Annotated in this window: 11 protein-coding genes; all 11 read right to left on the bottom strand. The window is 54.8% G+C overall.

Annotation, left to right across the window (positions count from 1 at the left end; all coding sequences use genetic code 11):
* Positions 1-6 precede the first annotated feature (6 nt).
* Complete coding sequence (locus tag BH683_RS10890; RefSeq protein WP_246833310.1) at positions 7-1,158, bottom strand: polysaccharide biosynthesis tyrosine autokinase; 1,152 nt, start codon at positions 1,156-1,158, stop codon at positions 7-9.
* A 617-nt stretch (positions 1,159-1,775) separates the two neighbouring features.
* Positions 1,776-2,747 (bottom strand): GDP-L-fucose synthase, encoded by a 972-nt coding sequence (locus BH683_RS10885; RefSeq protein ID WP_084836279.1) that lies wholly within the window; start codon positions 2,745-2,747, stop codon positions 1,776-1,778.
* On the bottom strand, positions 2,744-3,790 hold the full coding sequence (gmd, locus tag BH683_RS10880) for a GDP-mannose 4,6-dehydratase (protein ID WP_084836278.1): 1,047 nt from the start codon (positions 3,788-3,790) through the stop codon (positions 2,744-2,746). Before gmd ends, BH683_RS10885 begins: the two co-directional genes overlap by 4 nt.
* Entirely contained in the window at positions 3,780-4,955 is a 1,176-nt protein-coding gene (locus BH683_RS10875) for a polysaccharide pyruvyl transferase family protein (RefSeq protein ID WP_143696041.1), read from the bottom strand. Before BH683_RS10875 ends, gmd begins: the two co-directional genes overlap by 11 nt.
* Positions 4,952-6,187: a lipopolysaccharide biosynthesis protein gene (locus BH683_RS10870; RefSeq protein ID WP_084836276.1), complete on the bottom strand. Its 1,236-nt coding sequence runs from the start codon at positions 6,185-6,187 to the stop codon at positions 4,952-4,954. The genes BH683_RS10875 and BH683_RS10870 overlap by 4 nt, the downstream gene beginning before the upstream one ends.
* Positions 6,184-7,641, bottom strand: a complete 1,458-nt coding sequence (locus BH683_RS28395; RefSeq protein ID WP_143696040.1) for an O-antigen polymerase — start codon at positions 7,639-7,641, stop codon at positions 6,184-6,186. The genes BH683_RS10870 and BH683_RS28395 overlap by 4 nt, the downstream gene beginning before the upstream one ends.
* A 4-nt stretch (positions 7,642-7,645) precedes the next feature.
* On the bottom strand, positions 7,646-8,098 hold the full coding sequence (locus BH683_RS10865) for a DapH/DapD/GlmU-related protein (protein WP_348639222.1): 453 nt from the start codon (positions 8,096-8,098) through the stop codon (positions 7,646-7,648).
* Positions 8,099-8,178: 80 nt separating this feature from the next.
* The gene (locus tag BH683_RS10860; protein ID WP_168187017.1) at positions 8,179-9,462 is read right to left on the bottom strand and encodes a glycosyltransferase family 4 protein; all 1,284 of its coding nucleotides are present in this window, start codon (positions 9,460-9,462) and stop codon (positions 8,179-8,181) included.
* A 2-nt stretch (positions 9,463-9,464) separates the two neighbouring features.
* Complete coding sequence (locus BH683_RS10855) at positions 9,465-9,773, bottom strand: DapH/DapD/GlmU-related protein (protein ID WP_246833316.1); 309 nt, start codon at positions 9,771-9,773, stop codon at positions 9,465-9,467.
* A gap of 281 nt (positions 9,774-10,054) precedes the next feature.
* Positions 10,055-11,188, bottom strand: coding sequence for a glycosyltransferase (locus BH683_RS10850; RefSeq protein ID WP_168187016.1), 1,134 nt, complete (start codon positions 11,186-11,188; stop codon positions 10,055-10,057).
* Between the two features lie 70 nt (positions 11,189-11,258).
* Positions 11,259-12,593, bottom strand: coding sequence for a UDP-glucose/GDP-mannose dehydrogenase family protein (locus BH683_RS10845; RefSeq protein ID WP_084836272.1), 1,335 nt, complete (start codon positions 12,591-12,593; stop codon positions 11,259-11,261).
* Positions 12,594-12,706: the final 113 nt, after the last annotated feature.

Genomic DNA, 12,706 nt, shown 5'->3' with positions numbered 1-12,706 from the left:
TAGCACCTAACTCTTACTGGCCGGCGCAGGTTCGAGGGCGACTTCAATGTTCTGGTGCTGGTGCGGCTTCGTCTTGCCGAAACGACTGAAGAATCCCGGCTTCTTCACAACATCCGACGAGGTGTAGTAGTAGCCGTACTTGTATGCGCCGCCGCGGGTGGGCACATCGGTAAGAACCACACCGACAAGCGTCGCCTGGACGGCCTCTAGTTGTTCGATAGCCGCAGATACATCCGGAACCCGCGACTGATTTGCGCGGGCGACGAGCACCACACCATCAGCCCACTGCGCGAGAACTGCTGCGTCTGTGACAGGCAGCAGCGGGGGCGAGTCAATAATGACGTAGTCAAACATCTCAGACAGGTTGCTAATTCCCTGACCCGCCTTCTTCGAGCCGAGCAGCTCAGCGGGATTGGGCGGTTGAGGGCCTGAAGCCAAGATTTGAAGCCCACTGACCTCAGATGGCTGCAGGAGGTCCGCCAGAGATCCGTCACCCTTAAGGTAGTTAGTGAAACCGACGTCGCCCATCCCACCTGTCCGGTGGTACACCTGAGGACGGCGAAGATCGGCGTCGACGAGAACTACTCGCTTTCCTGTTTCGGCCAAGGCAGCGGCGAGGTTCATCGCAGTCGTGGTCTTTCCCTCAGCCGCGAGCGCGCTTGTCACGATGATGATTCGCGACGGGCTATCTACAGTGGTAAACGCGAGGTTCGTACGAAGTTTCCGATAAGCTTCTGCGGCCAAAGTCGCCCCGGAGCTGAAGTCAATGAGGCCCTGTTCCCGTAGCAGGTCATCGGACGGAACAGTTGCGAGCACGGGCGCCGCGCTTACATCAGCTAGCTCACCCTCGTCACGAACACGATTGTTGAGCCTGTCGCGAATAAAAACCACTGCAACGCTGAGAATGAAGCCCACAACCAGAGCAAGCAGGGTGTTGCGAGCTGTTTGCGGCGCAACAGGAGAGTCCACGGAACTGGCAGGTGTAACAACCGTGAGCTTTGCTAGGGGCGAACCACCACCACTCGGTGTCTCCAACTGTTGAACATAGACGACCATGGATTGCGCAATTGAGTTAGCCAGTCTAGCAACGGCCTCCCGGTTCGTTCCCTCAGCTGAAATATTGAGAAGAACGGTGTCCGGAGTAGTTGATGCACTCAACGCTGACCGTGCATCGGAAGCGGAAAGGTCCCCGCCACCGTCTGCAAGCGCTGCGGACACGACTGCGTCTGAATCGACTAGCTTAGCGTACGACATTACCCGCTGTTGCGAGGCCTGCGAGCCCTGGAGTGCAGATTGAGCGTTGTCGTCGCTTCCTGACGTCACGTATAGCGTCGCCGTAGATCTGTAAGTGGGTTCCTGAAGTAGGTTCACCAAAAGACCGATTGCTCCACAGAACAACGTTATGGAGAGGACAAGGATCCATCCCCGCTTCAAAGTATCAAGCGCAGAACGCAACGTGTCGGCGCTACGGTCTTGCGGTCGCTGGACTGTTCGCATTAAAACTCATTCCCGTCGTCGCACGCTCGTCTGGATGCGTCACTGTCATGTGCACTCGAAAATTTGCCCAGCGCCCAGTCCGCTGTCTCGCGAGAAAAAGCAGACATCCATCCCCCGACGAATGTTCACAGCAATTGGACCAACATCTAGGGACAGAGGAAAACCATCGCCCATGAATTGTATTATGCACGACGTCCGCATTTCCCGCGCGCTGGATAGCGGCATCACACCCCGAGGAACACCCTTCGACCCCGGAGACCACACGCTTATGTCCAAGCTTAGATCCTGAGGGATGCAAGATTGTCCCGGTACCACTGAACAGTGTCAGCGATTCCGTCCCGCAGGTCAATCTTCGCAGACCAACCACTCTGGCGGAGTGTTGATATATCAACAACCTTTCGAGGCGTGCCGTCAGGTTTCGTCGTATCCCAAAGTGTCTCTCCCTCGTACCCGACAACCTCACGAACAATTTCAGCGATATTTGCGATCGTCTCGTCAACACCAGTGCCGACGTTAACTTGAGTCGGACCATCATAAGTCTCCAGCAAATGCAAACATGCAGAAGCCATGTCGTCCACGTGGAGAAACTCACGTCTTGGTGAACCCGAACCCCAATTCGTAACCGATGGCAACCCCGAACGTCTGGCTTCTTCGTACCTTTGTATTAACGCTGGAAGCACGTGGGAGCCAGACGCCGAGAAGTTATCGCCGCGCCCATACAAGTTTGTCGGCATAGCAGAGATCCAGGGCAGGCCATACTCACGACGGACCGCTTGAACGTGCAGAATTCCCGCGATCTTAGCTATCGCGTAAGCGTCATTGGTCGGTTCTAGTTCCCCGGTCAGCAGCGCGGATTCCTTAATCGGCTGCTCGGCATACTTCGGGTAGATACATGTCGAACCCAAAAATAGCAAACGCGGAACCCGAACAGCCAACGCGGCGTCGAGCACATTAACTTGAATCTGTATGTTCTCAGACAAAAACTCGGCCGGGTAAGTGCTATTCGCCAGAATACCGCCGACTTTGGCAGCAGCTAATACAACTACCGCTGGCCTGCGCTCCCTGAAAAACTCGAAAACCGATTCTCGATCTTTCAAATCAAGTTCGCTACTTGACATTCCGACAAGATTCGAAAAACCACGGTCAGCGAGCTGCCGCCAAATAGCAGATCCGACAAGACCCCTATGTCCTGCAACGTAAGTGACACCAGAGCGGTCGAGGCCGACGCCCTTATGCAGGTGACCCGTCATCGGGACATCTCCCCGCTCAGCGAGGACACTGAGGGGACGTCAATCCAGGATTTGCCCTCACAACTCAGCGACTCGATGTCCGCATCGACCATTATCCGCGCCAACTCAGGAGCATGGACTTTCGGCTTCCAGCCCAGAACACTCTCAGCTTTACTAGCGTCCCCAATCAGCGAATCAACCTCGGTTGGTCGCAGGTAGCGCTCATCAAACCGGACGTGATCCTCCCAATTCAAGCCCGCGTGCTCAAAAGCCGTATGTAGAAAATCTCTTACAGAGTACCGACCACCAGTTGCCAAAACATAGTCGTCCGGTTCATCTACCTGCAGCATCCGCCACATCCCTTCGACATACTCGGGCGCGTATCCCCAATCACGCACCGCGTCGAGATTACCCATGTACACGAAACGCTCGCGACCCGCTTTGATTCGCGCCACGGCTCTAGTAATCTTTCGAGTCACAAACGTCTCACCCCGGCGTGGCGACTCGTGATTAAAGAGAATCCCGTTCACCGCAAACAGCCCATAAGCTTCGCGGTAGTTTCGAGTCACCCAGTATGCATAAACTTTCGCGGCACCGTAGGGCGACCTCGGGTAGAAAACAGTCTCTTCGTTCTGGGGCGGAGGCGAAGCACCAAACATTTCCGAGCTCGACGCTTGGTAGAAACGACACTTTATACCTGCTACCCGAACCGCTTCGAGTAGTCGGATCGAACCGATCCCAGTGGTGTCGCCAGTGTGCTCCGGCTCGTCAAAACTAACGCGCACATGAGACTGAGCTCCCAGGTTATACACCTCATCGGGCTGAATCGAGGCAAGCAACGTCACAAGACGGGCGCCATCACTTAAATCACCGTAATGCAAGAACAAACGGGCAGACGGGTCGTGTGGGTCCACATAGAGGTGATCAATACGCGCCGTGTTAAAGGACGAAGACCGGCGAATTAGCCCGTGGACGACATACCCCTTGGACAACAGGAACTCTGCAAGATAAGATCCGTCTTGACCTGTTATTCCCGTTATTAATGCGATCTTGCTATTTGCCATTCTGGGACCATTCCTTCACATCGATTTGGGCATCTCTGCCGGCCGCCACACTGCACGGTGCAGCGTGCGCGGGTTGGTCCGAAGACGACTTTGTGCCTGCGGAAACGGCTACCTTCTCTACCAGTTCAGCGTCGAGTTCCTCCATACGAGCAGCGGCCACAACGATCCTGTCTTCAATGCGCTTGTGTTCGGCGGAGTCCGTCCTGAATACGGCCGACACATCGCCAGACTCGATTCGTTGAGGTAGGAGAACGTAATCGAGCGCGTCAGGAAGTTTTGTGACGGAAGGTCTATGAAAGATAATCGGTATAGCACCCAACCGAGCAGCCAGGATCAGAACATGCAAACGATCGCTTACCACGGCGGTGGCACGCGTGTATGTTTCCGCAAGGCGCTCTTCTATTAACGAATGCGAAACGCCGAAATCCCAGGCATCGAAACTCGCGCCGTGCCACGCGGCTAAACGAGCATTCTGATCTGAATCTTCTCTCACCTGCGCAACAAACTTCAGTTCTAACCCGTGGACCAGAGCGTACCTTCCTATCGCGTCAATGGTAGGGGCATCCTCAATCGATAGTCTGTCATGGCGCAAAGAAACCACCAATAAACTTCGCACAGCCGAGGGGACATTTGCCGCGCGCGACTGTAAAGGCTGTCCGCGAAACGCGTAGTCAGGGAAGAGTCTCGACTTATCGCCAATCAATTGGGAGGTCCGAGAGTCGCGCGCGATATAGATATTAGAAATGCCTGCGAGAGCACGCTCCACCACTAGCCCATACCGCCGACCGATTTCTACAGATCGCCCTACCGTCAACACATTGCCACCAGAAAGGCGAACCAAAGACAGGACCAAAATTAGAAGAATATGCTTGAGACTCGTCTTGGCAGAGCCGCCAACGCGTATCGGCCCGGGCGCCATTACAACTACGGGACGGCCTCGTGAAGCCGTGTCGCGGAACAGAGCGGCGAGAAACCGCACAGGCGAAGGAGTGACAACTTCCGACGCATCGAGGTTGAATGCGTCCACATAACTATCACTCATAGCACCCCTATAAATGTAGGGCTGCAATCCAGAAGCGCGGAACTGACGGATGACTTCGCGTCGAATGACAATGTCGCCGACGTTACCTTCAGCAGCCGCGATGCTAATGTAGAAGTTTGTCACTTCTTGGTCCTCCGAATCACATGTACTGTACCAAACGCGAGAATTATTGATTGAAGAAAATAACTAATCGTTAAACCCCAACCCGCCCCGACCGCACCGCCGATTGGCACGAGCGCTGCCACAAGAAGTAGGCACATGGCCGTTGAAACTACCGACACGTTCGACACGAGACGCGCGTGACCCAAGGCCTGTAGTACGGCGTTCAACTGCGACGAGACCGACGCGAACACTAAACCCACACAAACTATCTGGATTGTGGACGCTGCGTCAGCATATTCACTTCCCAGAATGAACGGCAACGCGATCGGCGCCAGAACTGCCACGATCAGAAACCCTAACGAGCTGACCACGCAAATTAATAGCGTCGCACGGACAATGCCCCGATAGCTGCCCGCCTTAGCGGACCGCACAGCGGCCGGCATCAAAACAGAAGCAAAGGATGTAGGGACGATACGTAGAGGACTAGTCAGCCGACTGGCCGCCGCGTAGTAACCCGTAGTGGCGCCAGCACTCGAACCGGTCGCCAAGAGCGAAACGACAAATACGTCTACATTTCTCGCCTGCGTGGCCAGCGAGTTATACCAAAAATATCGAGCCTCGGAAAACAGCTGGCGGTAGGTCAATGCCGACTGCGACTCGCGCAAACGAGAATTGCCCGACCTCATAACCGGGTACAAAACGAGAGTTGAACCTATCGCGAGACCAGCAGAGTAAAACAAAGCCGAACTAGAATTGCTCCAAAGGCCAACCAACAATATTGCACCCGATATCGATCGACGGAACACAAGTGACATGGCGTTTTCCCAGGCGCGTCCATCCGCTAGCGGGATCGCCAAATAGATTTCTACCAAATTGTCCGCTGCCACCCACACCACCAAGGCGACCAGGTACCATTCCGCGCCCAACAGACTTGCTGCCAGCACCGCAACCAAGGTCACTGAACTCGAAAAAACAAACAAGGCATGCCGGCTAATAGTCAGAATGCGAAGTACGTCAGCGTCTCGTCCGCCGACCGCTCTGATCCGAACCAGCAGCGGTGTTAGCCCCATGTTCAGGCAGGCTTGCAAAACGACCGCAAGCCCGTACCACATAGCAAAAAGCCCGAAGTCAGCTGGTCCGAGGCTGCGAGCAACGAGAGCCAAGCAGACAGCTTGGATCAAGGCTCCTATAAGTCGGCCTCCGGCAATATAGCCGGCCTGGCCCGCGACACCTCTTACGTCGGTAGCCGTCACGAAGATGTTCTTCCACCCACAAGTGGACTAGCGCTAACGCGTCCTAGTCGCTTCTTCTCCTGTGGGCGACAGACAAGCGCCACAGCACAGACGACCGCCGCCGCAAGCACAAATATGTTGAGGCCGATCCAAATCTGCGACGGAAAGTTACCCCGAACGGCAGTCGCGGGAAGAGAACCAGCGATTAGAATCGCGAGAAACGCAAGGCCGCGATAGTTGTGTACGATGTTTTCGAACTTTCGCGATGCAATTCCAAGAGCGATGCCAAATACTGCAACTCCAAGATAGCCAAAATCGAAATAGGCTGTTCCAGCAAAACTTGGTACGGGGCAAATCCCGGACGCACATGTTTGGCCAAAGTTCTCTACCAGTAGCTGATTTGACCATGACGGAATTTGTACCGTACCCGCTGGCAACGCGGCGACCCCGATATCTACGAATGCCCCACGCCCAAGTCCATACGGCACCGCGCCACCGAGCTTTGGCGATATTAAGGCAATATAGTCGTACATCTCTGTATCGTAAGAACGGAAGAAGTTGGTGAAGACACCACCAAAGCCTTCGGTGTTGATGTAGCCTGACAGCGCACTAAGCAAGTTGTCGCCAGCCTGCCTGGACCCTGCGCTACGAACATAAGGGATGGCAGCGAGTACCGTTACGACGACGATCGACAGCACGATCTTCACCGCGGAGACGCGTGCGGTCCATTTCGACAGCGGCAGGTTAGAAGCGATGACTGCTGCAATTACGCACGGTAGTATAAAACGACGATTGCCGAGTAGCGCTGGGGGAGCCAGTGACGCAAGAATCACTGCCCAAAATATTAGCTTGCTTCCCCCACTCAGGTTGCTATCAATTCGCTCGACCGCAACTCTCCAAAAACAGGCCACATAGGCCGCTGCCGCAGGCAAAGAGTAGACGATAAGGGGCAGATTCTCTGTCGCGAGTGCAGTCGCATCCGACCTACCGCCGGCCATTTCTGTAAGTACACCAGGCCCCCCACCAGCTACAACCATCAGCGATACCCAGCTCATGACCAGGGCTACACATATGATTGCCATCGTCGACGCAGACAGCTGACCAATTCGCGTCATAACGTCGTCCGGCTGCAATGGATCAGACGACCTCGCCTGCGCGGGGTTGTGGCCGTTTGCAGCCGAGACCTTTTCTGAGTGCACACCCGAGGTAGAAATAAGCCAGTATCCGAGCGTCAGAGACAGAATTGCCACACCGCCAACCAGTACCGCGGATAGATATCCCGATGCGACCGAGTAGCCATAAAAGAGATGATCTTGGTCTGAACTGATCAGTAGCGGCCGGATGCCGAATATAGCTATCAACAACGCCATCGAAACCGAGAACGGTGATATCAGGTATCCAACCCGCCCTTTAGTTGCGATGACGATGGCACAGACCCCGATAAGGGTATTAAACAGCGCTATTGTTGCTACCATGTTTTCACTTACCTGCAACCGCTGCCGGATAATGAATGAGTTTTGATGGCCCTACGTCGGTGAAGACTAATGAGCAAGCGCCTACGACAGCATGTTCTCCTATAGTGACACCCCTCAGGACTGTTGCTCTCGCCGCAATCCACGCACCGTCTCCTATCACTATGGGGGCATTGTCGAACTCAAAGGTTGCAGAACGCCGATCGTGACTCCCGGTGCAGATCAGAACATCTTGCGAAATACAACAATTGGATCCGATACTTACTGGCTCTAAGTTCAAAATCCACGCGCCTTCCCCAACCCATGAATTGTCGCCAATTCTGAGCTTCCAGGGCCAGTGTATTGTGACGCTGTGCCTTATCAGAACATTGCGCCCAATGTCGGCGCCAAAAAGCCGAAGCACGAAGACTCGAAGTTTACTAGGAATCCACCACCATCGCAGTAGGCTCCGCACCGACATCCAGCCGATCTGCGCGATTCGGCCTTTGCCCTTGGAGTATCCATCGCCTGTGAAGCCCGCGAGCGAGAAGTTGGGAGACGTCATTTCATTGCCCCTTCCGACTGCGTCAACGCACTCGTCTTCTGCTTAGATCCTCGAATGAGAGTGACGAATTTGTTGATCGCGGCGTCTTCTGTCAGGTTTGCTTCGACGTATCGCTTACCATTCTCGCCGCATGTTTTCGCAAGACCCTCGACACTGCTTAACCTGGCAACCGCGCCCAGGATCTCCGCGGGGGCGTCGGGTTCCACTCTAATGCCGGCACCGGCCGCCTCCAGCTCTTGTGCCGTCCCAGTCCCGCAATGAGTCGCCGCTATTACGGGGCGACCTGCAGCAAAGTACGAAGTCAATTTACTCGGCACAGCCATGCCCTGCACTGTGGCAGCTTCGTTGACCAAAAGTACGTCAGCAGCTGCGAGTAACAGCTGGAACGTCGTGCTGTCCACAGGATCAATAAAAACTACGTTTGGCATGCCACGTGCCGCGTCCTCGAGTGCCGTGCGCCTGTTTCCGTCGCCCAGAAATACGAATACCATATCGGCATTCGACTCGGCCGCTAGTGCTAGGCGCGCTGCGTTTACCACGTTCTCTAAGCCTTGCTTGCGGCCCATGTTCCCGGCGTGCAATACGACCGTCGCGGTTTCCCCGAATCCATATTCGTGTCTGATGTCGCGTTCATCCTCAAGACGATCTTTCCTGGACGTATGCGTCCAGTTCTTGATGATACTGATCTTCTCCGGGCGTATTTTGTAGTCGTGCACTATGTGACTCTTGAACGACGTGTGTATAACAACTACGTGATCGCAGTTTCTAAGAACCCAACCTTCCACGAAACGAATCGCGGCGACCAGACGCCCAGCCTTCACCTGTCCAGTCTCCACGGCTCCGAGCCCGTAGAAGTCCTGTACCCAAACCGTCACAGATCCTTTTTGACGGCTAACTTTCTTTCGGAGCAGAACCGCCGCGGCGCTAAGTAGCGTCGGACTCGAACAGATCGTGTCCGCATCGTCACGATTGCCATGACGATGCGTGACCACGCGGACCGCGAACGCCAGCTCCATCAATAGCCTACGCGGCACCGACGGCTGGCTCGGCACGTAGTGCCGCAGCCGATGGACTGCCGGACGCTTCACGTCGATCAAGTCGCACGTTGACCACCCATGGAAGGTGGAGTCCGTCTTCCATGCCGGATAGTGGGGGTACCCCGTAATAACTTCAACATCAATTCCACGCCCCGCCAGTCCCTCAGCGAGGCCGGTCATATATGGCGCAATGCCTGTTGGCTCTGGCCAATAGTTGATACCCACAAGGTTCAGATCAGCCATTTTTAACCAACCTGATTCGATGTCGTGGACAGTGACTGCGCTTCGTCCCATTCCGCTAACAGCGCGAGGTGACGGTCACGCTGCTCTTGATCGTCGAACCGCTTGCTCACTTCGCGCGCTGGAACACCTACTGCTACTCCGAAGGGGGAGACATCGTTGATTACTACAGCGCCTGCTCCAATGACCGCTCCGCTTCCTATCGTAACGCCGCTGAGAACAGTCGCGGAGGCTCCGATCCAAACATCGTCACCTATTGTCACGAAGTCGGTGTCACGCGGTTCTCGATCACCGGACCAAGTGCTAAACAGCATTGGAGTACCAATTTCATCGATTGCGTGGTCATCGCGTCCTACGATGTGAACGTTCATTCCAACCATTAGGAAGTTCCCCATCTGACCATCTACTTGGATCACCGAGCGGGGACCGACACTCACATTGTGCCCAAAAGTCAAACTATGAGGAGCACTAATTATCGCTGAGCGGCCCGCCCTAAAGTTTCTCCCCGTTTGAACGTTTTTTCCCAATGCCATCCAGTTGAGAACGCCAGACGCCGCGGTTCGCAAGCTATTAGGCAGACGAGATCTCGATTCGGTCATTCTTGATTCTTTCCGATTGGCCATCCGTCAGTCCCGTATTCGACAGCATTATTCAAGAGTCCCGAAATTATGCCGTCACTCATTATCTCAGCGGAGTAGAAAGATGCGGTCGTAACGGCGATTCGGTCCGTTGTCGATTCCGGGATCGATATGTACTTTGCGTACGCCACTTTCATCGCCGCGGCGAGTCCATCCGCAGTCGTGGGTTCGTATTCTTGCATAAATCCCAGTCTTCTAAGCTCCACCTCGGGCGCATGAGGCGCATCTCGTGCATAGACCATCGGCACACCGAAGCCAAGACTTTGCGTTGCGCTGAGACCCACATATCCCGGCGACAAAGAGAAAATTGCCTGCCCGTATATTTTCGCAAGCTCGGCTTCGTCGTTGACCTGTCCATAAAAATCAACAGAGTCCGAAAGTCCGAATTCTTCAGCCTGTTCTTGGACTTGTTTCCGTAGAGAACCTTCGCCGACTATTCCTAATCTGACATTGACTCGCCAGAGTTCAGAGTCGCGGTACCCGAGAATGAGCTGGTCCACGTTCTTGGACATTTCCAGACGACCTACATATATCATGGTGTTCCGGGTTTGATTCAATCCGGTCGAGTGCATCGCTGTGCGTTTGTATATCGCGTTTGCGGCCACCCACACCGGCTGGTTGGGTAGTTCAGACCGAGCGGCCGTGACGCTGTCGTATCCATATAGAATCGCACCCGACGCAATCCGGCGCATAGCTCTCCGGACTGCGGCAGTTTTTGTCCCCGCACCGCGCCTCGGATGAAGATGCCCCCACACAAGGATCCGCTTACCTGTGAAACGTCTATATAACAGGACTGCCCACGCAGAAAAACTTCGCGGATTCAGGTCGACGACTACGGATCCTTTAGTACGAAACACCTCAAGCGGGATCGCCTGAAACAAGATCCGATCCGCAAGAATGCCGCGTCTGCTCACAAGGGTATAGTTTCCGCTGTCGATACCAGTTCTCACTGTTGGATCCAGCCCGTACTCAGACGCAAAGACCCTTAAACTGTCTCCCATGCGCCCAGCCAATACGTTGACACATTCTTGTCTGTACCACGGAATTACTGCGAGGTACAAAATATGCTGTGCATGTGTTGCGTGTTTCACTGGGATACCTCCATCGTTGGTATTCCAGCAGATAGGTAGGCGAACCCGTATAGGCGTCCCCTGTAGCCGTTCATTTAGTGTTCCCCAACGCTCGTCCGAGGCCCCTATACGTCCAACCGCCTGCACGCCATTGGGCACCATCTAAACAATTTCGACCGTCAATCACGCGTTTTGATCTGACTCGCTTGCCGATGTCTTGAGGCGTTAAACTGATGAACTCTTTCCATTCAGTAAGTACTAAGAGTACGTCCGCGCCCTCGCACGCCTCCTCGATCGATTCAGAGTAGGTGAGCGTCGGAAATAGTCTCCGCGAATTCTCCATTGCTTTAGGGTCATATACTCTGACGTCTGCGCCTTGGAGGTGTATCTGACCTGCTATGTTCAGAGCAGGTGAATCGCGAACGTCGTCGGACTCAGGCTTGAATGCAGCCCCTAGTATCGCCACACGCGCACCCAAGAATCCGCCGCATTCACGGCGGGTCAGTTCCACCATCTGTGTCCTGCGGCGCATGTTGATGTTGTCTACCTCCCGAAGGAAGGTAAGCGCCTGGTCTGCGCCAAGTTCGCCTGCGCGTGCCATAAAAGCCCTGATGTCTTTGGGAAGACATCCTCCGCCGAATCCTATTCCTGCGTTGAGAAACTTTCTCCCAATTCGATCATCATGTCCGATGGCGTCGGCGAGCTGTGTGATATCGCCGTCCGCAGCCTCACAGACCTCAGCAATCGCATTAATAAAGGAAATTTTAGTTGCGAGGAATGCATTCGCCGCGGCCTTTACCAGTTCCGCCGTTGCAAGGTTTGTGAGCACGAACGGCGTGCCGGAGGAAATCGTTTTTTCGTAGATTTCCCTTGCGATTCCTTCTGCGCGACTCGGGGCAGTTTCATCAACGCCAACAACTAAACGGTCTGGACGTAGCGTGTCCTCGACCGCATGACCTTCGCGGAGGAACTCTGGGTTCCATGCCACCTCGATCTGAACACCACTGGGTGCGAGCTCACGAGCCCGTCGTCCCAGACGCTCGGCGGTTCCGACTGGAACGGTTGACTTGCCAAAAATGACCGCTGGTCTCGTGATCAACCGACTCAAAGTGTCGATTACGGCGTCGACGTACTTGAGATCAGCCCCGTACTCTCCGCGCTTCTGCGGTGTCCCGACAGCTAAGAAGTGGACGTCTGCGAAGTCGGCTGCCTCTTCGTAAGAATCAGTAAATCTAAGGCGGCCTTCGTCGATGTTGCGCTTAAGGACTTCCTGTAATCCCGGCTCGTAGAAGGGAACTTCGCCGGCCTCCAGCTTGGCGAGCTTCGAAGGGTCTACGTCGACGCCGAGGACGTCGTGGCCCAGTTCGGCCATACAGGCCGCATGGGTTGCACCCAGGTAGCCGGTTCCCAGAACGGTCATACGCATGGCTTCTCCTTTTTCGCTACTTTTCCGACCGAGTCCCGGATTCGCTGGTGTTCGTTTCGAGAGGCAAAACCGTTCATAGACTCTTCGATATCGGCCGCGGCGCGATCGAACGC

The sequence above is a fragment of the Williamsia sp. 1138 genome, assembly GCF_002095435.2.
Classification (GTDB): Bacteria; Actinomycetota; Actinomycetes; order Mycobacteriales; family Mycobacteriaceae; genus Williamsia.
The sequence above is the reverse complement of the archived record's forward strand: the minus strand, read 5'-3'. Positions and strand labels throughout refer to the sequence as shown.

Excerpts from the sequence above, each read along its gene's own strand:
- gmd (WP_084836278.1), bottom strand. The coding sequence starts at position 3,790 with ATGGCAAATAGCAAGATCGCATTAATAACGGGAATAACAGGTCAAGAC.
- BH683_RS10865 (WP_348639222.1), bottom strand. The coding sequence starts at position 8,098 with ATGTCGGTGCGGAGCCTACTGCGATGGTGGTGGATTCCTAGTAAACTT.
- BH683_RS28395 (WP_143696040.1), bottom strand. The coding sequence starts at position 7,641 with ATGGTAGCAACAATAGCGCTGTTTAATACCCTTATCGGGGTCTGTGCC.
- BH683_RS10885 (WP_084836279.1), bottom strand. The coding sequence starts at position 2,747 with ATGACGGGTCACCTGCATAAGGGCGTCGGCCTCGACCGCTCTGGTGTC.
- BH683_RS10860 (WP_168187017.1), bottom strand. The coding sequence starts at position 9,462 with ATGGCTGATCTGAACCTTGTGGGTATCAACTATTGGCCAGAGCCAACA.
- BH683_RS10845 (WP_084836272.1), bottom strand. The coding sequence starts at position 12,593 with ATGCGTATGACCGTTCTGGGAACCGGCTACCTGGGTGCAACCCATGCG.
- BH683_RS10855 (WP_246833316.1), bottom strand. The coding sequence starts at position 9,773 with ATGCTGTTTAGCACTTGGTCCGGTGATCGAGAACCGCGTGACACCGAC.